This window comes from Acinetobacter sp. YH01021, assembly GCF_013420255.1.
Classification (GTDB): domain Bacteria; phylum Pseudomonadota; class Gammaproteobacteria; order Pseudomonadales; family Moraxellaceae; genus Acinetobacter.
In genome coordinates, this window is the sequence record NZ_VOYO01000030.1 from 1 (window position 1) to 23,535 (window position 23,535).

Genomic DNA, 23,535 nt, shown 5'->3' on the forward strand with positions numbered 1-23,535 from the left:
CTAGACAAAATGACACCAAATGAGTTTTACTATGATCAGCTACCCCAACAAAACAAGGTGGCTTAACTAGAGCGGAATATCACTTATAAATACGCTTTTAGTTGTTCAAACAAGTGGGACCACCTCTCACCTATTCATAACCATAGCTCATGCCTAAAAAATCCAGTCAGAAAGCTTCAAAATCTGGTTAAAGGACTTAAATAGACCAAAATCCAATTCTCTTTTAAGAGCCAACTAAAAGAATTCAGTAGATAAGATCCACATATAAACTGTCTTTATAAACTCCAGCTGGGGTCAAAGCAGAAGGTTGTTCAGCTAGTTGTACCAATACAATAAATTTACTTAGGCTAGTTGCCGGTTGGGATATCGGCATATTCCAACGGGATGAGGTCGCCCCAGAAATATACATTTGTGTTCTTATTTTATGATTGTGCTCATTAACCAAATAACTACTGCCATTAGTGCTGGTTAAGTTTCTAGAATTAAATTGAATAGCATAACTACTATCACACCTTACGATAAAAGAAGTCGCAGCTTGGCTCAGATAAGAGGAGTTCAATTTGAGTTCTGATGCTGTCGATCGATCAATCTGACAACGTTGGGCATGACTTAGACTGGTTAATAATAGAGAGAACACAAGTACAGTAAATTTAAGTTTCATTATTTTTCATCCTTTATTTACAGATAAGCGTAGATAGTCCGCTTTCTTCTTTTTGATTTTCTGTAACCGTCAATTGTGCAAAGCAAGTTTTAGATTCGGTGCTGATGATTTTAATATTGTAAGTATTTGGAATAAGCCCATATAGAGTGACCGTACCGTTCGATGAGATAGGATAAACCTCCCCACCATCATTATCGATATATAACTCTGAACCAGCTGTGAATTTATGATTATTACTATCTACAGGCAAAATCGTGACCTGTTTTGTATTATATATAGGGAAATTAATAATATACCCCCGCTGATCTAAAGCAGTAAGCCTCTTGGTTGCATAAGGAATCTTATCTTCGACTGGTAATTGATTCTGATCAAAACCAATATCATAATTTACATAAGGAATAATATCATGAACAAAGGTATAGCCTTTCTTATTCGTTTTGTCTACTACAGATAAAGACCTTAAAACATCGACATCCTGATAATCTCCCACACTAACAACAGAAAATGCATTATCAACCAACTTGGTAAAATTGAATTTATTATTAAGAAAAACAACCGCACCACGATAGTTTAATTGTGATTCAGACTCATTATCTCCCTCTATATGATAAAAACCTAAATCCCCAACATCTGTTTTCAATCGCCCATTGAAATTATATAGTGTTTCATCTTCGAGTCTATTTACACCTGTTTCATAGTCAAATCCAACCTGATTAGGATTACTTTTTACAAATTGCAATTTAGTTCTTTCATCTGTTGAATGACTAAAATAAACTGCTTTATCATCATCAAAACTATAGCTAAGTGATAAGACAACTCCAGAATCCCGATCATTACCAAATGAGCTAAAATAACTCAAACCTAGGCTTCCCTTCCTACCTAGCCGACGATTAAACCCTAAATTTAAAGTTTTACGATCATTTTGAAAAAATGAAGGAATCTCATCTTCCACGCGTATTTCTTGCTGATGAAAACTCTGGGCAGCATAATTCAAATAAATATTATGCAAGAGAGGAATATTGCTCATTCCCCCATAAATTAAATATTCATACTTAGGATAACTATAAAAATTATCCAGGTCATCACCTAAATATTTAAAATCTCTTTCTGTATATTTCGCACTTGCACCAAGTGAAACTCTTCCGAAATCCTTTGCAGCAGATAATCCATATGAATAATTAAAATTATTAAGTTCATCGTGTGAAGCTTGAACTACACTATCCAAAACCAAATAATGACTAATAGCTTGAGTCCATAGAAAGCCTAAATTTTGCAAGTCTTCGCTATAAGAAAAATTAGAACCAAGTGTTGTCCAATTAGATACCCCATAACGATAATAAAGGTTAGAGAAAAAATTACGATAGTCATTACTTTCTATATTATAGTTATAACGCAACTTTCCTAATGAAACATTATATTCACTAAGATCAGATCTTAATAGCCGATTCGTCACCAGAATAGGAAAACTTTGTACACTCCTATTCCCTAACACATCTTCAACAATAATTTGTGCATTTCCTGCCTGTTGAATTTGTGCACCAGTTTGAAGATTGAAATCACCAGGACTGACTCTTTGGCTATATATACTTACCCCATTAATATACAAATCAACTGTAGAAGGAACACGCGCACTTCCCTGTAAGATTGGAGTATTCCAATAAATAAAATTTGGTCGCTCAGTAAAATTAGTTCCCCAGTTTAAACCGGCAAAACGTAAAGAATTAATTAATGGATTATATACTGTAGTTGTATCTCCTAAAGTAAGCTGAGTCATACTTTTAGGAAATTCAAACTCAATACTAGTACTGAGTCGAGTAAAATACTCATTCAAAGGATGATTATAATATGCTATTGAGTTCTTAAAAATCCAATAGTCTTTAAAGACACCCAGATCTGTCAGGCCGTTATATAAAGAATTCGTTTCTCTGTCTATTTTTGAATTTAAATAGGTAAAATCATAATTTACGAAACCTCCAAAACTGGCTCTCTCTGGCATAGTCTGCAACTGGGAGATCTGTGTACTTGATTTAAACAGTTGGGTAGGTATGGTGAGATTAATTGTTTGCTTAGAGGCATCGAAATTAGATTGAATATTCCGGTCCGAAATAAGACAAAACTCATCCCGAGAAGCCATTTTTGATAATTTAGATATATCAATATCTCGTTCCGACAATATATTGCACTCTATGTAAAAATTATCATCACTTTTTATTAAAATAATATCTATATTATGATCAAGCTCATTTATCCAAAGATTAGCAAAAAATTCATCAGGATTCTGGTTAGCATTAGCATTACATAAGAATAAAATATTAACTAGAATAATTATTTTTCTATTTAACTGCATAATATAATCCTTAATTATAATTTTAATCCATAAGCTTTAACTCTATTTCCTCATGCGACTTATCTGTCATTACTTTAACAAAATAATTACGAGGATTATTTATTTTAACCCCTTCCAACTCATAAAAAATACTCTTATCTTTAAGTACATATTTCATATTATTACTAGTAAAAACTTTTTTCTTATTAGAATCTAAAATTTGTAACTTTGAAATTTGAATATGAGATTCTGCTTTATTTTTAACTATAAGCTTATCATTCTCAATATTAAAATTTAATTTTAAGTTATCTTGCTTTCCAATAAATAATGGCAGGTTAAAATTCATCAAGAAAGTAATAGATGATTCTTTTACAGGTTGAGGTAATTCCTCAATTACAATGCGCCAGGCACCCTCTTCCCGACCATCCAATACAGATACTATTGGACGATTAAAACCAACACGTATAACTTGTTTCCCATTAGGTTTTAAAATAAAATTTCTTGGATTAATTATAAGAGTATCATCCTTCTCCAACACATCTTCACCTTTATCATTTTGATCCCATTTAAATGCTTTCACCTCAAATATCTTTTTTTCTACTTCATTTATAGACTCTAAAGTAAGTGTTGTTGTTTTTTGTTTTTTATCATTAAATATATACATTTGTACTGGATCAATTGCAACATCAGCCTTCCCGCCAGAAAAATAAAAAAAAGATAAAAAAAATAATATAGTTGTTTTTCTCATATTATAATTTTCCATTTAAAAGTATAATGAGGCAACCTAACCCGACATAAATATCAGGTTAGGTTGATTAAATAAATTAGTAGTAAGCTTTAATTAGATAGCGATCGGTATAATTACCTGCTAACTGTGTAGCATCAACTGCAGTATTGGTAACTGCAAGTGTATAATTATCAACTGCTTGACCAGCATGATTTGAATTACCAAATGGAACAGCACCTGCAGCACCTTGTTTAGTCGTCACAATTGTTGTAGCAATTGTTTCAGATGCATCTGTTTCATGTCTAACAAACGTAGTATTATTAGCACCGGCATTTGCAGTTTGTAAATTCAGAACATAAGGGGTATTTGTTGTAATTGAATAATTTGTAGTTTGGGTTCCACCAGCAGCAGATAATACTATTGCATTTCCACCAGTTAAAACACATTTCTTATTAATTTTAAGTGAAATTGGAATTTCTTTTTCACAGCCTAAAGTATTACATTTACTCCAGTCAATTGGTGGTTTAGGAGGATGATAACCACCTCGAGCTGCTTCATCTTCTGCAAAAGATGCCGTAGAACAAGCACCAAGAACTAATGCCGCTAATGCCGATTGTGTAATTTTGTTCATGATTTTCTCCATTTCTTTTTAATAAAAGAATATGTATATGTAGTTATTTTAACGATTACGCTGTAACTCTTATTATTATGAGTAAAGTTAAGTAACCGTTAACTTATCTTATTATCTTTGAGCTAAAAATATGCAAAAGTTTATTATTCACAATACTATTCTCTATTTTTGGTTTTTTATTTGTTTTAAAAAATTTAATCCTATACTTATAAAAGGTTAAGACAAAAAATAAATTGATACAATTTAAAAATGTTTCTAACTATGTCAAATAAAAAGAATAAAATAATCTTTAAATTTTATAAAAAACAATTAAACCACTAATTTTATTATTTTTTTATAATTTACCTTAATTTACAAAAAAATAAAACAAAGTTACGAACTTTACAAATAGTTGTAAATTATGCAACTTTATTTAAGAAATGTGTGATTTTGTCGAAACTTTTGCTTTCTTTTTCATACATCAAGACTTTTCTTAGCTATGAAAAACTTTCTAAAAAGCAATAATTAATATAAATTAACTAAAAAAACAATATGTTAATATACAATAATCTTCTTTCATAAATAAAAATTGAACACTATTTTGCTTAATATTCGTCCTCTAATTTTCTTGGCATTCGTGCCTAATTTATGAATGAAACACATCGATTCAAAAAGTTTTCAGAAACACAGTTTAAGCGATATACAGGCATATCATGGTCAACTTTTTATTTAATGGTTGATCAATTGAAGAAACATGTTTTAACTCAAGGCAGACCGCCCAAGTTAAGTATTAAGGATCAGATTCTGCTCTGTCTAAGCTATTGGCGAGAATACCGAACCTTATTTCACGTTACTACGAGTTACGGAGTTTCAGAGCCAACAGCCTCAAGAATTGTAGGTCATGTCGAAGATTGGCTGATCAAGGCTGAACTAATACAATTTATAAAAGAACTCTAATATATGAACCGCTACCACAATTGCAGCTATTTAATCTAAATCAACTGAATTAATAATTTTTCTTTTTAAAGACCATGTTTCTGTATCAACTAAAACAGTGAATAATTCAATATTATTATTCCGACTAAATTCTTTTAACTGTAAAATTTTAGGAACTTTATAACCATCGATTAAATTATCATACTTCCTTCTTTGATCACGATAACTATTTTCCCCAAGATATATCTCAACAAATGCATCTGATGGGATGCTTTTTAAGAATATACTTCTTGAACCAATATATTTTCTTTCCCACTGCTCTCCATCCAACTCAAATCTCTTATCTTCCTTTGAATGATAAGAATGGTATTCCTCACTCCCCAAACATTTCACTACCCTAACCTCCTCTTCATACGCCCAACATAATTGCTTATAAAGAACAGCATGTTTTAGTAATCTCTCATGAGATTTCCACCATATATGATGCTTACTTCCAATTTGCATTAATTGCACGGCATCTATTGAATTAATATGTTGTGGCACTGTATTCACATAAATTATCTCTCCTCTCTGAGCAGGTATCGTATAATTTTCAAAACTTTCTAAACCTGCCTTCTCTGTATCAATCCCGATCACCATTCCTTTATGACTATCTGCATAATGAGACCACATTAAAGGATTTAAGTAAGGGGGCTCGAGTTAAAGACAATACTGCATATTTATTGATAAACCGACTTCTTACAGCTTGCGTTTCTACACCAACATTTACCGTTTCCCCCATTAAAGCTAAAGCCGTCACCTCAAATGGATCATTAAAATCGCGCGGCAAAGAAAAGCCTAAAGCACTTGTTTCTAATATTTTTAAACCAGCATCAAAGCCAACATATTTATATAAAATCATTATTCTTATCCAATAAAAAACCCCGCTTTCGCAGGACTTTTATAGCATAAAAATCAGCCAATTAAGAGATTAGTTTTTCTATTTATCAACGATTTTGTTTGAATCCAAAATATGAAAAAATGGGAAAGCACTGCTTTCCCATTTTTTAAGGTACGCAAACATAGAAATAAAAAACCCACTCAAATTAAGTGGGTTTTCGCATTCAAATCAATTGATTCGAGAAATTAGTTTTTCTCTTTATCTACGATTTTGTTTGCTTGGATCCAAGGTACGAAAAAAGAGGCAAGCGCTGCTTTCCTCTTTTTAAGGCACGAAACCTTAGTTCTTTTCTTTATCTACAATTTTGTTCGCTTGAATCCAAGGCATCATCGCACGTAACTTGTTACCAGTAACTTCGATACCATGAGCAGCATTTTGACGACGACGAGCAGTCATAGATGGGTAGTTCAACGCACCTTCTTGAATAAACATCTTCGCGTATTCGCCAGATTGAATACGTTTAAGCGCATTACGCATTGCTTCACGAGACTGTTCGTTGATTACTTCAGTACCCGTTACATATTCGCCGTATTCAGCGTTGTTTGACACTGAGTAGTTCATGTCCGCGATACCGCCTTCGAACATCAAGTCAACGATCAATTTAAGTTCGTGTAGACATTCGAAGTACGCCATTTCTGGAGCATAACCCGCTTCAACAAGAGTTTCGAAGCCCATTTTAACCAATTCAACAGCACCACCACAAAGAACTGCTTGCTCACCGAAAAGGTCAGTTTCAGTTTCTTCACGGAATGAAGTTTCGATGATACCTGTACGGCCGCCACCTACGCCTGAAGCGTAAGAAAGAGCAACGTTACGCGCATTACCAGAAGCATCTTGGTGAATCGCGATAAGGTCAGGAACACCTGAACCACGTTGGTATTCAGAACGTACGGTGTGACCAGGAGCTTTAGGTGCAACCATGATTACGTCTAAGTCAGCACGTGGAACAACTTGGTTATAAAGAATCGAGAAACCATGAGCAAATGCTAAAGTAGCGCCTTGCTTGATGTTTGGCTCAATTACGTCACGGTAAAGTTGAGATTGGAACTCATCTGGAGTCAAAATCATCACTACGTCAGCTTGTGCTACAGCAGCAGGAACTTCAGCAACTTTAAGACCTGAATTTTCAGCTTTCTTCCAAGAAGCAGAGTTCGCACGTAAACCTACAGTTACGTCAACACCAGAATCTTTCAGGTTAAGCGCATGCGCGTGACCTTGTGAACCGTAACCAATGATCGCTACTTTCTTAGATTGGATGATAGATAAGTCAGTGTCTTTATCGTAAAAAATTTGCATTGCTGTCTCCGCTTAATGCTTGTTTGTCTGTTAAATCAGGCAATGACCCTTAAATTTACATTGCCTGATACCCTCTTCTTATTCAGATGAGGAAATACTTAAAATTTAGATGGTGAGTACTTTTTCGCCGCGTGCGATACCTGATACACCTGAACGAACCACTTCTAAAATCGTGTGTTCTGCAAGTGCATCAATAAACGCATCTACTTTTTCAGTGGTACCCGCGATTTGAATGGTATAGGTCGTTGGTGTTACATCGACAATCTGACCACGGAAAATATCTGCCGTACGTTTGATTTCGTCACGCGATGAACCCAATGCTTTGACTTTAATCAGCATCAATTCACGCTCAATATGTGCACCTTCAGACAGGTCAACCACTTTCACCACTTCAACCAGCTTGTTAAGCTGTTTGGTAATTTGCTCAATCTTGTGATCATCACCATAAGTGGTCAATGTCAAACGTGAAAGTGTTGGATCTTCAGTCGGGGCAACGTTCAATGTTTCGATGTTGTAGCCACGCTGTGAGAACAAACCCACTAAACGAGAAAGCGCGCCTGATTCGTTTTCTACGAGTACAGAGATAATATGTCTCATTTCGTGCGCTCCCCTTTAGCCAACCACATATCCTGCATCGATTGACCCGCAATCAACATCGGATAAACGTGTTCGGTACGATCTACCATAACGTTAATAAATACGCACTTGTCGTTAATTGCCATCGCTTCTGCAAGCTTCGACTCTAGCTCATCAGCATGATTAATCTGAATACCAACATGACCATAAGCTTCCATCAGTTTGGCAAAGTCAGGCAATGAGTCTACATAAGAACTTGAATGACGTCCTTCATAGTTCATATCTTGCCATTGTTTTACCATGCCTAAAGACTGGTTATTCAGGCACAGGATTTTTACATTCAGGCCATATTGCTTACAGGTCGAAAGCTCCTGGATACACATCTGAATCGATGCTTCACCGGTGATACATACTACTTGCTGTTCCGGGTATGCAAGCTTCGCAGCCATTGCATACGGCAAGCCTACACCCATAGTGCCTAGACCACCTGAGTTGATCCATTGACGTGGACGTTTGTATTTGTAATACATCGCACCAAACATTTGATGCTGACCGACGTCAGAAGTAATGATCGCTTCGCCATTGGTCACTTTGTCCAATGCCTGAACCACTTGTTGTGGCTTCATTACACCATCAACACCTGCCTCAAAACGACCACCATGAACCTTGCGCCATTCATTGATCTGTTTCCACCATGCCGCAATCGCTTCAGGATTTGGCTTAGAAACATTAAGCTGTTTCAACTGGTTCAACATCTCATTCAGTACAGGCTCTACAGCACCGACAATTGGAATGTGCGCCATAATGGTTTTTGAAATCGTCGCTGGGTCGATATCAATATGAATGACTTTTGCATTCGGACAGAATTTCGCAGGGTTATTAGTAACACGGTCATCGAAACGCGCACCCACACACAGAATTACATCTGCATTGTGCATGGTCATGTTAGCTTCATAAGTACCGTGCATACCCAACATACCGATGAACTGTTCATCATTACCCGGGAATGCGCCAAGACCCATCAAGGTGTTGGTCACTGGATAACCCAATAAATGCGCCAATTCTGTTAATTGTGCTGAAGCATTGCCTTGAACCACACCACCGCCTGAGTAAATCACAGGACGTTTAGCATGGATCAGCTCTTCAATCGCTTTACGAATTTGACCTGAGTGACCACGGAACGGTGGCTGATACGAACGCATCTTCACTTTTTCTGGGTATTCGTAAGCAAATTTCTCTGCAGGATTGGTCGCATCCTTTGGAATATCAATCACTACAGGACCTGGACGACCTGAAGACGCAATATAGAAGGCTTTCTTGATAATCGCAGGAATTTCGCTGGCATGACGCACCTGGAAGCTATGTTTCACGATAGGACGTGAAATACCGACCATATCGGTTTCCTGAAATGCATCTTCACCAATCAGATGACTCGCAACCTGACCTGACAAAATCACCATCGGGATTGAGTCCATATAGGCCGTTGCAATTGGGGTCACCGTGTTGGTTGCGCCCGGACCTGAAGTAACCAGCACAACACCGGTCTTGCCTGTCACGCGTGAGTAAGCATCGGCCATGTGACCAGCAGCCTGTTCGTGACGTACGAGATAATGATTGATTCTGTCTTGTTGAAATAGCGCATCATAAATATGAAGAACTGCGCCGCCTGGGTATCCAAAAACATGTTCAACGCCTTCGTCCGCTAATGCGCGAACAAGCATTTCACCACCAGATAGAAGTTCCAACGTGATTCACCCTAATATTATTCACTGCACAAATGGGAGGCATTTGCAGTGTTTCGTTTGTTAACTGTCTGCACTGTTATAGCACACAAATTTCATAGTTTTCAAAGCAATAGGAAAAAAATCTGATCTCTTCACTGTTCGAGCAATACGGGATCTAAAACATGTTGGGATAAACATATTTTGCTTAGCTTTGTTCAATTTCTCGGCTAGAAAAATCGCCCACTGCATGAAATGACACTTAGTCGAAGGGTGATCGATCTAAGGCATATAAAACTATTGCAGCATTCTTGTGTTTTCAGGCTTTAAAGTCAAGTTTAAAAAACAGACAATCCATACTTACTAGTGCCTAGATCTGCTGTTTTTAACAGCAATATCAGCTCATAGCCATGCATTGACTGTCTTGTCTATTCATCTAATCCAATAAAATTCATAGAGTTAATGGTTTAATTTTATAAATTTTTAATATGTCTTATATAAAAAAAATGAATGAATTTTTATTAAATGAAAGGAAATTGTTTATCAATAAATTTTGTATACGAAGATTTGTCTCTGATTTCTTATACGCTAGATTGAGCTTATTTAAGCAGTTAGCTTTGAATAAAGCAGATAAAAACCCATCATTTTTACTGAAAATATCACTACAATAATTGCAGTATTCCATGCCTAGCAAGCCGAGGCCCAAGAACAATGAAAATATCTTTTTTAACCGCCTTCAGTTTGAGTTGCGCAGTTGTTTTGAGCATCTGTAGCACCAGCGCTTCCGCGATCCAGTATCATAAATGGGTCGATGCGAAAGGTGTCACGCATTATACCAAGACGCCACCACCAAAATCTGCGAAAAAAGCCACCACAGTGGATACTTATGGCTGGAAAAATTCAGCACCGGCATCTCCAAGAACAGCTGAAACTGAAGTTCAAACCGAGAACACACCTCAAGAACAACAGCAACAAGCCCCTCAAGTTCCTGCGAATCAGGACCAGCAACAACGTGAAGCCAACGAAGCCTTGCAGCAATCTAAAAATCGTGCAGTTGCTTTATAAGACACCTCTATATAGAACAGCGTGTTTTTTCTTCGGGAAATGCCGGCGCAAAATTCACTTTTAGGTGCATTTTGCGCTATGCTGTGCAACAGACTTTTTTCACCGTAATTCACTGATACGTTTATGACTACTCACATTGATTCCGAATATCAAGCCAGTGCGATTGAGCCTCAAGTCCAACAGGATTGGGAATATCGCAAAGCCTTTAAAGTTGCCGACAAAGTAGAAGGTCCACGTCGTTATATTCTCTCGATGTTCCCTTACCCAAGTGGCAAGCTACATATGGGTCATGTGCGTAACTATACGATTGGTGACGTGATCAGCCGTTTCCATCGCTTAAAAGGTGAAACTGTCCTGCAACCGATGGGTTGGGATGCTTTCGGTCTGCCTGCTGAAAACGCAGCGATTGCACACCAGGTTGCACCGGCAAAATGGACATTTGAAAATATTGCTTACATGCGTGACCAGTTGAAAAAACTCGGTCTAGCCGTAGATTGGGATCGTGAATTTGCGACCTGTACCCCTGAATACTATCGTTGGGAACAATGGCTATTTGTTCAGCTTTATAAAAAAGGCTTGATCTACCGTAAGCTTTCAACCGTGAATTGGGATCCGGTCGATCAGACTGTTCTTGCCAACGAACAGGTTGAAAATGGTCGTGGCTGGCGTTCAGGTGCATTGGTAGAAAAGCGTGATATTCCAATGTACTACTTCCGCATCACTGATTATGCGCAAGAGTTACTTGACGATTTAGACACGCTTAAAGATGGCTGGCCACAACAAGTGTTGACCATGCAGCGTAACTGGATTGGCCGCTCACAAGGGATGGACATCACTTTCCCTTCAGCAAATCCTGACGTGTATGCAGATGGTTTAACGGTATTTACTACCCGTGCCGATACCTTGATGGGCGTAACGTATGTTGCAGTTGCAGCAGAACACCCGATGGCGCTGAAAGCGGCTGAAACAAACCCAGAATTGGCTGCATTCATTGAAGAATGCCGTATGGGTTCTGTGGCAGAAGCGGATCTTGCGACTGCCGAGAAGAAAGGCATGGCAACCGGTCTTTCTGTGAAGCATCCTGTGACTGGCGAAGAAGTTCCGGTTTGGATCGCCAACTATGTATTGATGTCTTATGGTTCAGGTGCAGTGATGGCAGTTCCATCACACGATGAACGTGACTTCGAATTTGCCAATAAATATGGCTTGACCATCAAGCAAGTGATTGATGCTAAAGACGCAGATGATGCTGACTTTGATGCGACTCAATGGCAAGAATGGTATGGCTCGAAAGAAGGTAAACTGGTCAATTCAGCCGAATTTGACGGTCTAGATTTCCAAGGTGCATACGATGCATTCCTTGCTAAATTAGAACCAACAGGCCTAGCAAGTTCTAAAGTTCAATTCCGTCTACGTGACTGGGGGGTTTCCCGTCAGCGTTATTGGGGTTGTCCAATTCCAATGATTAACTGTCCATCATGTGGTCAAGTGCCAGTACCTGAAGAGCAGCTTCCTGTGGTTCTTCCGACTGACGTTGTTCCAGATGGTTCAGGTAACCCACTGAACAAAATGCCTGAGTTCTATGAAACGACTTGTCCAAGCTGTGGTGGCGACGCACGTCGTGAAACAGATACGCTTGATACATTCGTAGAATCGTCTTGGTACTATGCACGTTATGCATCTCCAGACTTTACGGGTGGCATGGTGAAACCTGAAGCAGGTCAAACCTGGCTTCCTGTCAACCAATACATCGGTGGTGTTGAACACGCGATTCTGCACTTACTTTATGCACGCTTCTTCCACAAATTGATGCGTGATGAAGGCGTGGTACAAGGCAATGAACCATTCACTAACTTGTTAACGCAAGGGATGGTGCTAGCAGATACCTTCTATCGTGAAGCAGACTCAGGTAAGAAAACCTGGTTTAATCCGGCAGATATCGAGCTTGAAAAAGACGAAAAAGGCCGTGTGCTTTCTGCCAAATATAAAGAAGATGGCCAAGACGTTATCGTTGGTGGTCAGGAAAAAATGTCGAAATCGAAAAATAACGGTATCGACCCGCAATCGATTATTGACCAGTACGGCGCAGATACGGCACGTGTGTTCATGATGTTCGCGGCTCCACCTGATCAATCACTTGAATGGTCTGATGCCGGTGTTGAGGGTGCAAACCGCTTCCTGAAACGTGTATGGCGTTTAGCAACAGGCTTCCTTGAAAAAGGTAACGGTGCATCAAACATCGACAAAGCGGCACTGTCTACGGCTGCACAAGACTTGCGTCGTAAGACACACGAAACCATCCAAAAAGTCGGTGATGATATTGAACGTCGTCATGCATTTAACACTGCCATTGCTGCATTGATGGAACTTTTAAATGCTAACAACAAATTTGAAGCTCAAGATGACAATGACGTTGCTGTCGCACGTGAATCGATTACCACGCTGTTAACTTTACTTGCACCATTTGCACCGCATTTAAGCCAGACTTTATTGGCTGAATTTGGGATTGAATTGAATTCAACTTTATTCCCTGCGGTAGATGAATCTGCGCTGACACGTAATACGCAAACCATCGTGGTTCAAGTCAACGGTAAGCTTCGTGGCAAGTTAGAAGTATCTGTAGATGCCTCTAAAGATGACATCTTGGCTCAAGCCAAAGCATTGCCTGAAGTTCAGCAATTCTTGACGGGTCCAACCAAGAAAGAAATTGTGGTACCGAATAAATTAGTGAATTTGGTGGTTTAAATCCTTAAGTTCCCTCTCCTCTCAGGAGAGGGCTAGGGAGAGGTAAATATATAACCCCTCATCCTAACCTTCTCCCAGAGGGAGAAGGAACTTTCTGAAGGATTTCACAATTCCCAAACAAAGCCCGTTGCCAGCCAACGGGCTTTGACTTTACAATCCAGTTCAGGATTTCAAATATTCCCCTTCGGGAAGCATAGAGGGCAACACATGCATTTGGGCAAACATTTAGCAGCAATTGTTTTAACTTGTGGTCTGAGTGCAGGCTTAGTCGGCTGTGGCTTTCATCTGAAAGGAACCAATCCGAGCTCCGCCCCTGTTGCTTACTCTGTCATGAGCCTGTCTTTACCGCCCAATACTGAAGAACTGCAAGAGAAACTGGCAGTTTACCTCGGTGCTGCAGGCGTACAGCTGAGTAATGCACCCAATGCTTATGTGTTACGTGTCCTGGATTACACCCCTCGCCGTCTGGAACTGAACGGTAAACTAGTTGAAACCTTGTTACGTTTAAACGTGACTTTCCGGATTGAAGATGCACAAGGCAATCCGATCACTGAACCACGCACTGTCGTGGCAACACGTACGTATCAATATGATATTGAAACGGTCAACACCGATGACCAGGAACAAAAATATCTGAATCAGGTCATTATTGATGATGTGGCGCAGCAGATTGCACGTCAGATTTCATCGAACCGCTTACCCTTAGCCAAACAAAATACCTCAGCGCAACCTGCTCAATAAGACCTCTTTATGAAACTTGATTATCTACAAGCCCTGAAACGTGTCGATGAAGCTCGCGGTGCTTGGGTCTTGCATGGTCAAGAGCCTTTGCTGGAACAGAATTTAATTGATGCCTTTCGGGCCAGCTGGCAAAAGCAGGACATCGAACGTCAACGCTATGACATTAGTTCGGTCGCCGACTGGAAAACCGTCTTTAATGCCTTGAACAGCTTGTCGCTGTTTTCAACCCAGTTGGCGATTGAAGTACATGGCAATATCAAACCGGATGCCAGCGCAATCAAGTTACTGAAAAACTATTTGCAGCATAATGAACAAAACCTGCTGTTGGTGGTGATGCCCAAACAGGATAGTAATAGCCTGAAATCCAGTTTCTTTCAGCTGATTGATGCCAATGGTGTGAATGTTTCGCTGGTGGCCAATTATCCAAAAGACCGGCAGCAGATTCTGGGTATTGAAGCTGAAAAACTCGGCATTCGTTTAGCCAATGATGCCTGGCAATGGCTGGAACAACATCATGAGCACAACCTGCTTGCAGCAAAGAACAGCCTGATGCGGGTTAGCGATACCTTTGCTGAAGTCGATATCATTCAGGTTGATCATTTATATGCATGTTTACAAGATCAGTCACGTTATAGCACCTATGATTTGAGCGATGCCCTGCTACAAGGTAATCTTTCCCAGTCGATCAAAATTTTTCAGTATCTAGTCGTTTCAGGTGAACCGATGAGCCTGATTTTATGGAGTCTCAGCAAGGAAATGCGTCTGTTGATGCAGCTGTTTGAACAACCGCAAAATGCCTTGCAAATCGGGATCTGGAAAACCAAAGTCGGGTTATATCAACAAGCCTTGCGCCGTCTCAGCCCACAGACTTTTCTGGCCTGGCCGCGGTTATTATTAAGAATTGATGCCTCAATTAAAGGACTCGGACATGAAAATCCGGAGCATTTGGTACTACAGGCGATTTCCAGTATCTGTGGCAAGCCCCTATTTCACTAAGTCTTTGTCAAAATTCGAAAAATAAAATAATAATCATTCCCATTAGTTTAAAAAAATACACGATTTATCCTAATTTCGCTTTTATAATCGTTCACAATTCTCTGATTTTGAACCGATATTGATCATGCCAAAAATAAAACCGACGAAATTGATTATGGCCGCCGTGATTGCCATTGCGCTCATCGCTGCGGGGTGGTACTTCCTCAAACCCAAAGAACAGCCTCCGCAATATATTACGGCTGAAGTCACCCAAGGCGATATCGAAAGCTCTGTACTGGCGACTGGTATTCTGGAAGCGACCAAGATGGTCAGCGTGGGGGCGCAGGTTTCGGGTCAGGTCAGAAAAATGTATGTAGAACTGGGCGATCAGGTCAAGCAAGGTCAGCTGATTGCGCGGATTGACTCCGTTCGTCAGGAAAATGATTTAAAAACCGCTGAAGCCAGCATTAAAAATCAGATGGCACAACTTGCAGTAAGACAGGCGAATTTGGCCAAAGTTGAAGCTGAATACAACCGTCAGAAAGCCATGTATGCACAGGATGCCACTTCTCGCTCAGAGCTGGAATCGGCATTTGCGAACTATAAAACGGCGCAAGCGGATATCACCGCTATCAATGCACAGATTGAACAGTCGCGTTTGACGCTGGCGACTGCCAAAGAAGATCTTGGCTATACCCAGATTGTAGCCCCGATGGATGGCACGATTGTGGCGATTGTGACTGAAGAAGGTCAAACCGTGAATGCCAACCAGAGTGCGCCGACCATTGTTAAACTGGCCAAACTCGACACCATGACCATTAAAGCTGAAATTTCTGAAGCGGATGTCATGAAAGTTGAAGAAGGTCAGACGGTTTATTTCACTACGTTAGGCAATAACGAGAAAAAGATTTACGCCAAACTGCGTCAGGTTGAGCCTGCACCCAATTCAATTAATACCGATGGCAATACCTCAAGCTCATCGTCAAGTTCTGCGGTGTATTACAACGCATTGTTCGATGTCCCGAATGAAGATGGAAAATTGCGTATTGATATGACTGCGCAAGTTTATATCGTACTGGATGAAGCTAAAAATGTGCTGACCATTCCTGCTGCGGCCATTCAAGGTTCAAACCGTCCTCCACGTGCCAATCGTGGTGAAGCGCGTGGTGAGGGTTCTCTCGGTGAAGGCAGTCCGGCATCACATCCTGAAGCTGAATCGGCTCAAGGCAATCGCCCTGCCGGTGAACGTCCAGCGCGTCTAAACCTGTCTGAAGCAGAACTTGCATTGATTGAGCAAGGTAAAGCACAACGTGGCATGGTTCGTGTCTTGCAAGCCGATGGTACTGCAAAACCAACCCCTGTATTAATCGGTTTGAATAACCGCGCGACTGCGCAAGTGCTGAAAGGTTTAAAACGTGGTGATCAGGTGGTGATTGCCGATGGTTCTGATACCTCCAATGATGCAGCAAAACGCGGTGGCAATAGCCGTGGCCCAATGAGAATGTAAGCATGAATTCACAACAACAGCCTCTCCTCGAGGTGAAAAATCTGGTTCGTGAATTCCCTGCGGGTGAAAGCACGGTCCAGATTTTAAAAGGGGTGAATCTGGAGATTTATCCGGGTGAACTGGTAGCGATTGTCGGTCAGTCCGGTTCCGGTAAATCGACCCTGATGAACATTCTGGGTTGTCTGGACAAACCGACCACGGGTAGCTACAAGGTCAAAGGCCGTGAAACCCGCGAACTGGAAGCGGATGAACTGGCGCAATTACGCCGTGAATATTTCGGCTTTATTTTCCAGCGTTATCATTTATTGGGTGATTTAGACGCAGCAGGCAATGTCGAAGTTCCTGCGATTTATGCCGGTGCAGATTCATCTGAACGACATGCGCGAGCCGTCAAGATTCTGACCGATCTGGGTCTGGGTGAAAAAACCCAGAACCGTCCGAGCCAGCTCTCTGGTGGTCAGCAGCAACGGGTTTCGATTGCCCGTGCGCTAATGAATGGCGGTGACGTGATTCTGGCCGATGAACCGACCGGTGCATTGGACAAGAACAGCGGTATTGAAGTGATGCGCATTTTGCGTGAACTGAATGCTAAAGGTCATACCATCATTCTGGTCACGCATGATCATAATGTAGCGAAAAATGCGACGCGGATTATCGAGATCTCGGACGGCAATATTATTTCTGATCAGCCCAATGTTCCTGAAGTCGAAGAGCATCTGGAAAAACAGCCGCTAATCCGCAGTGAACAAAAGAAGATTTCTTCATGGCGTTCTGCAGTTGACCGTCTCGGTGAAGCTTTCCGTATGGCCTTGCTGGCCATGAATGCACATCGCATGCGGACTTTCTTGACCATGCTCGGAATCATTATCGGTATTGCTTCGGTGGTCTCGGTGGTGGCACTCGGTAATGGCTCACAAAAGCAGATTCTGGAAAATATCAGCAGTCTGGGGACCAATACCATTACCGTATTTCAGGGTCGAGGCTTTGGGGATAATTCCAGATCTTCACAGTCCAAAACCCTGATTCCGGCCGATGCCGATGCGCTGGCTGAACAACCGTATGTCGATGGCGTTAGCCCATCGGTGAATAGCAGTGTCACCGGCCGTTATAAAGAAATCGAAGCTTCAACCACGGTCAACGGCGTCAGTGAGGATTTCTTCTATGTACGTGGCATGACGTTCCAGTCCGGTCAGCCTTTTGACCGCAGTAGTGTCATGCAACAGGCGCAAGATGTCGTCATTGACACCAATACCAAAAATACCTTCTTTAAGGATGGCACCAATCCGGTGGGTCAGGTGATTTTACTCGGGAGCGTACCGAGCCGGATTATCGGGGTGATTGACGCGCAAAAAGGCATGATGGGCAATAATGACAGCCTGAATGTCTATCTGCCATATTCCACAGTGATGAGCCGTATGCTGGGGCAATCCAATGTGCGTAGCATCATTGTGCGGATCAAGGATGAATACCCAAGTGCGGCGGCTGAAAATGCGATTCTGAATTTGCTGGTACAGCGACATGGCGCGCAGGATGTGTTTACCCAGAATGCCGACAGTATTCGTGAAACTATTCAGCAAACCACAGCGACCATGACTTTGCTAATTTCAGCGATTGCTGTGATTTCACTGGTGGTCGGCGGGATTGGGGTGATGAATATCATGTTGGTCTCCGTGACCGAACGTACTCAGGAAATTGGGGTACGTATGGCTGTCGGAGCTCGTCAAAGTGATATTTTGCAGCAATTCCTCATTGAAGCGGTTCTGGTCTGTATCTTGGGTGGTATTTTGGGTGTACTGCTTTCCCTCGGGATTGGCCAGCTGATTACCCATTTTGCCGGTGGTACGTTCCAGATGGCATATTCAACTACTTCGATTGTAGCTGCCTTTGTCTGCTCAAGCCTGATCGGGATTGTGTTTGGCTTTATCCCGGCACGTAACGCTGCTCGTCTGAATCCAGTCGATGCGCTCTCTCGCGAATAAGGAATCTGATATGCAAATGAATTTAACCAAGCTTGCCAGTGCCCTGTTGCTGGGAAGCTCGCTGGTCGGTTGTGCCGCAGTGGTGAAAACCCCCTATCAACAGCCTGCGATCAATATGCCGGGTAGCTTTCAAAACAATAAGGTGCTTAGTCAGCAGATTCATGCCGATATTTTGGCAGATCAATGGTGGACTTTATTTAAAGATCCGCAATTAAATAATTTGGTGAATGAAGTATTGGCGCAGAATACCGATCTGGCAGTGGCCGGCATCAGTTTACAACAGGCCCGTATTCAAGCCAGACAAGCTCAAAGTCAGCAAGGCGTTCGTGTCGGTGATGCCGGACTGACAACACGTAGAAGTTTTGATTTAGAAGATGGTGATAGTTCATCGAGTTTTGGGATTAATTATCCGGGTTTAAGCTATGAACTGGATCTGTTTGGCAAACTGGCCAATCAAACCGAAGCCGCTCGCTGGGAGGCCTTAGCCTCTGAAGAAGACTTGCAGGCAACTGCTCAGAGCCTGATCGGCACCACAGCGCAACTCTATTGGCAACTGGCTTATCTGAATGAACGTTATAGCGTGGTACAGCAAAATCTGGCGACCGCGCAAAAAACCTATGATCTGGTACGGGTACAATATCGTGCCGGCGCAGTATCCGGTCTGGATTTAACCCAGGCGGAACAGGCGATTCAAAGCCAACAGGCAACCTTAAGCCAGATTGAACAACAACGTGTGGAAACACGTACCGGACTCGCGGTATTGCTGCATATGCCGGTACAACAGCTCGCGATTCAAGAGCCAAGTCGTTTACCGAATATTCAATTGCCGAGTATTCAGGCCGACTTACCGGCAAGTTTATTGTCACGTCGTCCTGACCTTCGAGCGACTGAACTGCGCTTGCGTAAGGCACTGGCCAATAAAGATGCCAACAAAGCCAGCTACTATCCATCCATTAGTTTGACCGGTAATCTGACCACCGGTATTGGCAGCAGTACGTCCCTCTCCAATGCACTGAAAAATCCGGTTGCAACTTTAGGTGCTGATCTGACTTTGCCTTTCCTGCAATGGAATGACATGAAACGTGATCTGCAAGTCAATGAGCTGGAATATGAAAAAGCCATTATCCAGTATCGCCAGACCATGTATGAAGCCTTTGCTGATGTGGAAAATGCCTTGTCGAATCGTACTGAGCTCACTAAGCAGGTGACTTTGCAGCAACGGAATGTTGAGCTGGCAGAAAGAACTGAACGCTTGACTGAAGTGCGTTATCGTAATGGTGCAGTAGCCTTGAAAAACCTGCTGGATGCACAGGAAACCACGCGCAATGCACGGCTGTCCTTGGTGCAAACTCGACAGAACCAATACAATGCCTATGTCACCTTGATGCAGGCATTGGGTGGTAGCCCGATTAAACAGTTGCCTTAATAAAGCTTAATCCATAAAAAAACCGCTGCCAAACAGCGGTTTTTTAGCTCATATGATTTGAGTCAGTTTATTTCATTTGCAAATACGCATTCACATTTTTCAATAATTCAGTGGATCGCTCATGCCCGAGCAAACTGCCTTTTTCCAGCCAGTCTTGTGCGATTCCGATATCACGCTCCACGCCAATTCCCTTGATATATAAACGTCCAAGATGACTATAGGCATCTGCATTCACCTGTGCTGCCGCCTGCTGATAATACTGCACGGCTTGCTCAATATTGCTCTCAACCCCTTGACCCTGCTCACATGCTTCACCCAGAGCATTCAGTGCCACACCATTCTGCTGAGCGGCTGCTTTTTGCAGATAGCTCAAGCCTAAGGCAATATCCTGCGCAATCTGTTGCCCTTCAAGATACTTCAAGCCCAATTCTGCTTGTGCCTGGGCATGACCCAATTGCGCAGCTTGATGCAGATAGCGATTTGCCAACTCTAAATTGTTCACAAAGACAGGATAAATGCCTGACAGGGCTTGGTACAGGAACCAGGCTGCCTCTTTCGAACCTTTCGCAACCGCCTGATTCAGGTACTGGACAGCTTTATCACGTGTCGGCAATGGATATTCAGCCAGACTATAAAACCAGCCGACGATATAAATTAAATCCGCTTCAGACTGAGCCACAATCTGCCAATAGTGTTGTGCCGCGCTCTGAATCATTTGTGTGGCTTTGGCAATGTCTTTTACTGTACCGACACCATTTAAATAACACAGTGCCAGCCCCATCCGTGCAGACACATCGTCAGGACTGAGCTGATAGGCAGCCTGATATAACTCAAATGCTTTTTGCGGTTCGTTGGCCACCAGGTGCTGCTCAAAATACAGCGCAGCAATCATACATAATGCAGGCGTATGCTGACTGTTGGCCGCTTCCGACCAGTAACGAAATGCCATGGTTTCATTTTTATCAACATACCAGCCATGAAAATAAGCCAGTCCGATTAAAGTCTTGGCTTGTGCATCGGCATGCTCTTTGGACTGCTGCAATAAATGCTGAAACACGCGCTGACGCTGGTCGGTATCGATACGGCCTTGTAATACACCGGCATAATAATCATACAGACCTTTCTGGTCACCGAGACGGATACAGCGTTTAATAAATTGCAGTGATTGCGTCAGGTCTTGGGGCAGAATCTGACCATGCGCATAATCATCGGCGATTTGCTGATTGGCAGCCAAATGATCTTGCTGTGCCGCCAGAAACAGATAATGAATTCCTTGCACTAAATCTTGGGTTGTTGAATCTGCCAGATAATACTGGGCCAGCTGATACTGCGAATTGGCATGACCCTGCCCGGCATTTTGAATGAATAATGCCAGACGCTGTTTTTCTGCAGTCATCTCGTTTTGAGGCTGGCCTTCGGTAGAAGAAAGTTCAGTAATACGATATTGGGCATCCAGATTGCCACGTGATACCGCATGTCGGTACCAATACAAAGCTTTTTCCGGGTCAGCCTGTTGATACGCATCCCCTTCATGAATCTGCCCCAAATGATAGGCGGCTTCATCACTGCCCAGACGAAAGGCTTTGTCTAGATAACTAATCGCCTTTTCGGTATTCTGCTCATGTCCCAAACCCTGCAGATGCATCAGCCCCATGCCTACATAAGCTTGTGGAATTTCCTGTTGCTGGGCCAGTCCCTGATAAATCTGATAGGCACGTTCATAATTCGGATGTTCCGGATCTGAACTTAAACGTGCTGCATGTTTCAGTTGAGCATCAATCTGCTCAATCCATAAATCATGTTGTACAGCCTTCGCCTGATCACGTTTTACCGGATCCGGACGTTTCCACATCCAGATCGCTAACGCCCCTATCCCCAAAATCAGTACCAGCAAGAACCACATAGCTGCTCCAAAACATTATTTTTGTTCTGCGAATGAATCCTTTCATTCTAAACGCCAGTTTAAAAAAAGCACATAGATTGTGCTTTTTATTTTTTAAATCAGGCTTTTGCTCTTTTACTATCGAGCTTTTTCAAACCTTCTGCCACGGCAACCATGGCAAAGCTCGAAGTCACCACCACGGCAGAGCCATACCCCCCACAACGCAAGCCGGCACTGGCGCAGACATCGGCACTGGAGAATGGATTATCAATTGAATAGACACAGGTAATGCCGAATTTTTCTTTGGGCTTTTTACAGATGCCTTTAGCACGTAACTGGGCACGCAATTTGGCCAGCATAGGGTCCTGTTCGGTTTTAGATAAATCTGCAACACGAATTTTCAGTGGATCCAGTTTGCCACCTGCCCCGCCCGATACAATTAAAGGAATCTTGTTAAAGCGACAATGTAGCATCAGGGCAAATTTGGCTTTGACATCATCGATGCAATCTAAAATCAGATCCGGTGTCGGAGCTAAAATTTCTTTGATATTCTCAGGCGTCAGATAATCATCAATTAGATTGATTTTAATCCGTGGATTAATTGCACGGCAACGCTCGGCCATAACTTCAATTTTTTCGTGACCTAATGTCGTACTCATGGCAGGCAATTGACGGTTAATATTAGACGCGGCCACCACATCCATATCGACCAAGGTCAGCTCGCCCACACCGCTACGTGCCAGTGCTTCTACCGCCCATGAACCGACACCACCGATACCAATCACCATCACATGACTTTTTTCATAATGGTTAAAGCTGTCTTCTCCATAAATTTTGGCAACACCAGCAAAACGGCGGTCATATTCATCATCTTGAAGCAGGTCAGTCATAGGTCATCTATAGCAATAAAAATACCGGATCATTTTAGCAAAATCCGCTTTTCTTTACCGCCACTAAATTTTTGATCGATTTAAATGACATTCAGATTGGATGAGAGCGACAACCGACTCGCGATTGATTAAAATATCAACAAATTAATTCTATGTCATTTGGCCAAAAGGAGTGGAATGTCATGCTATTTAACACCCTTTTGGCTTTGAACATTGTTTGTATCGGGCTTTATTTTTATGTTCTGATCAGCCAAAAGAACAAAAATTATTATCTCAGCATTCTCATTCGTTTAATGACTTTAGGATTATTTGGCTTAGTTATTTTCGATCGTTATGAAACACAGAATCATCTGATTGTGTTATTACTCTTGTGGGTAGGCTTTGAAAGCATGGAGCAGTTTTACACTAGGGTGTGTCCTCATTTGGCTTTGCACCAAATAAATATACAGGCTATACGAATCATAGATTTATAATTGCGTGCCAGTTTATCAAATCGAGTTGCAATAGCACGGAAATGTTTTAATCTCGCAAA

19 protein-coding genes and 2 pseudogenes are annotated in these 23,535 nt (G+C 41.7%); 9 read left to right on the top strand and 12 right to left on the bottom strand.

The annotated features are described in order from the left end of the window. Positions 1-244: 244 nt before the first annotated feature. The 4 genes from FTT86_RS14190 to FTT86_RS14205 all read right to left on the bottom strand — a co-directional run bounded on the left by FTT86_RS14190 (position 245) and on the right by FTT86_RS14205 (position 4,345). Entirely contained in the window at positions 245-661 is a 417-nt protein-coding gene (locus tag FTT86_RS14190; protein WP_004647457.1) for a hypothetical protein, read from the bottom strand. A gap of 13 nt (positions 662-674) precedes the next feature. Beyond that, on the bottom strand, positions 675-3,008 hold the full coding sequence (locus FTT86_RS14195) for a fimbria/pilus outer membrane usher protein (protein ID WP_114541314.1): 2,334 nt from the start codon (positions 3,006-3,008) through the stop codon (positions 675-677). 22 nt (positions 3,009-3,030) lie between these two features. Continuing rightward, positions 3,031-3,735, bottom strand: coding sequence for a molecular chaperone (locus FTT86_RS14200; RefSeq protein WP_114541313.1), 705 nt, complete (start codon positions 3,733-3,735; stop codon positions 3,031-3,033). Positions 3,736-3,811: 76 nt separating this feature from the next. Next, positions 3,812-4,345 (bottom strand): hypothetical protein, encoded by a 534-nt coding sequence (locus FTT86_RS14205; RefSeq protein WP_004647454.1) that lies wholly within the window; start codon positions 4,343-4,345, stop codon positions 3,812-3,814. Between the two features lie 711 nt (positions 4,346-5,056). On the opposite strand from FTT86_RS14205, the gene FTT86_RS16305 reads away from it, so the two are divergent. Next, on the top strand, positions 5,057-5,281 hold the full coding sequence (locus FTT86_RS16305) for a transposase family protein (protein WP_016807076.1): 225 nt from the start codon (positions 5,057-5,059) through the stop codon (positions 5,279-5,281). Positions 5,282-5,311: 30 nt separating this feature from the next. On the opposite strand, the gene FTT86_RS14215 is transcribed toward FTT86_RS16305, so the two are convergent. The 5 genes from FTT86_RS14215 to FTT86_RS14235 all read right to left on the bottom strand — a co-directional run bounded on the left by FTT86_RS14215 (position 5,312) and on the right by FTT86_RS14235 (position 9,817). Then, positions 5,312-5,932 carry a DUF2971 domain-containing protein gene (locus FTT86_RS14215; protein WP_044109953.1) on the bottom strand — a complete coding sequence of 207 codons (621 nt, stop codon included), beginning with the start codon at positions 5,930-5,932 and terminating at the stop codon, positions 5,312-5,314. Beyond that, positions 5,910-6,161 carry a hypothetical protein gene (locus FTT86_RS14220; protein ID WP_044109951.1) on the bottom strand — a complete coding sequence of 84 codons (252 nt, stop codon included), beginning with the start codon at positions 6,159-6,161 and terminating at the stop codon, positions 5,910-5,912. The genes FTT86_RS14215 and FTT86_RS14220 overlap by 23 nt, the downstream gene beginning before the upstream one ends. 318 nt (positions 6,162-6,479) lie before the next feature. Next, a complete protein-coding gene (gene ilvC / locus FTT86_RS14225; RefSeq protein ID WP_180181404.1) occupies positions 6,480-7,496 on the bottom strand; it encodes a ketol-acid reductoisomerase in 1,017 nt (338 codons plus the stop codon). A 105-nt stretch (positions 7,497-7,601) separates the two neighbouring features. After that, entirely contained in the window at positions 7,602-8,093 is a 492-nt protein-coding gene (gene ilvN, locus FTT86_RS14230) for an acetolactate synthase small subunit (protein ID WP_004278369.1), read from the bottom strand. Then, positions 8,090-9,817 (bottom strand): acetolactate synthase 3 large subunit, encoded by a 1,728-nt coding sequence (locus FTT86_RS14235; RefSeq protein WP_005107884.1) that lies wholly within the window; start codon positions 9,815-9,817, stop codon positions 8,090-8,092. The genes ilvN and FTT86_RS14235 overlap by 4 nt, the downstream gene beginning before the upstream one ends. Before the next feature lie 687 nt (positions 9,818-10,504). Between FTT86_RS14235 and FTT86_RS14240 the strand changes: the two genes are divergently transcribed. From FTT86_RS14240 to FTT86_RS14270, 7 genes are all read left to right on the top strand, one after another. Continuing rightward, positions 10,505-10,858 carry a DUF4124 domain-containing protein gene (locus FTT86_RS14240; protein WP_005103228.1) on the top strand — a complete coding sequence of 118 codons (354 nt, stop codon included), beginning with the start codon at positions 10,505-10,507 and terminating at the stop codon, positions 10,856-10,858. A 123-nt stretch (positions 10,859-10,981) separates the two neighbouring features. Then, on the top strand, positions 10,982-13,603 hold the full coding sequence (gene leuS / locus FTT86_RS14245; protein ID WP_180087094.1) for a leucine--tRNA ligase: 2,622 nt from the start codon (positions 10,982-10,984) through the stop codon (positions 13,601-13,603). Between the two features lie 207 nt (positions 13,604-13,810). Continuing rightward, complete coding sequence (locus FTT86_RS14250; RefSeq protein ID WP_005103222.1) at positions 13,811-14,344, top strand: hypothetical protein; 534 nt, start codon at positions 13,811-13,813, stop codon at positions 14,342-14,344. Positions 14,345-14,353: 9 nt separating this feature from the next. After that, positions 14,354-15,340 carry a DNA polymerase III subunit delta gene (gene holA, locus FTT86_RS14255; protein WP_085064524.1) on the top strand — a complete coding sequence of 329 codons (987 nt, stop codon included), beginning with the start codon at positions 14,354-14,356 and terminating at the stop codon, positions 15,338-15,340. Positions 15,341-15,464: 124 nt separating this feature from the next. Then, a complete protein-coding gene (locus FTT86_RS14260; RefSeq protein ID WP_180181405.1) occupies positions 15,465-16,826 on the top strand; it encodes a MacA family efflux pump subunit in 1,362 nt (453 codons plus the stop codon). Positions 16,827-16,828: 2 nt separating this feature from the next. Beyond that, a complete protein-coding gene (locus tag FTT86_RS14265) occupies positions 16,829-18,805 on the top strand; it encodes a MacB family efflux pump subunit (RefSeq protein ID WP_005107890.1) in 1,977 nt (658 codons plus the stop codon). 10 nt (positions 18,806-18,815) lie between these two features. Next, positions 18,816-20,231 carry an efflux transporter outer membrane subunit gene (locus FTT86_RS14270; RefSeq protein ID WP_180181406.1) on the top strand — a complete coding sequence of 472 codons (1,416 nt, stop codon included), beginning with the start codon at positions 18,816-18,818 and terminating at the stop codon, positions 20,229-20,231. A 67-nt stretch (positions 20,232-20,298) separates the two neighbouring features. Here the strand turns inward: FTT86_RS14270 and FTT86_RS14275 are convergent, their stop codons facing one another. Together FTT86_RS14275 and FTT86_RS14280 are read right to left on the bottom strand one after the other, a co-directional pair. Then, the gene (locus FTT86_RS14275; protein WP_180181407.1) at positions 20,299-22,134 is read right to left on the bottom strand and encodes a tetratricopeptide repeat protein; all 1,836 of its coding nucleotides are present in this window, start codon (positions 22,132-22,134) and stop codon (positions 20,299-20,301) included. A 98-nt stretch (positions 22,135-22,232) separates the two neighbouring features. Beyond that, positions 22,233-23,003, bottom strand: a complete 771-nt coding sequence (locus FTT86_RS14280; protein ID WP_005103214.1) for a ThiF family adenylyltransferase — start codon at positions 23,001-23,003, stop codon at positions 22,233-22,235. A 182-nt stretch (positions 23,004-23,185) separates the two neighbouring features. Here FTT86_RS14280 and FTT86_RS14285 point away from each other — a divergent pair. Beyond that, positions 23,186-23,413 (top strand): annotated as a pseudogene (locus FTT86_RS14285) (hypothetical protein); the annotation flags it as partial. 8 nt (positions 23,414-23,421) lie between these two features. On the opposite strand, the pseudogene FTT86_RS14290 reads toward FTT86_RS14285, so the two are convergent. Next, positions 23,422-23,535 (bottom strand): annotated as a pseudogene (locus tag FTT86_RS14290) (IS5/IS1182 family transposase); the annotation flags it as partial.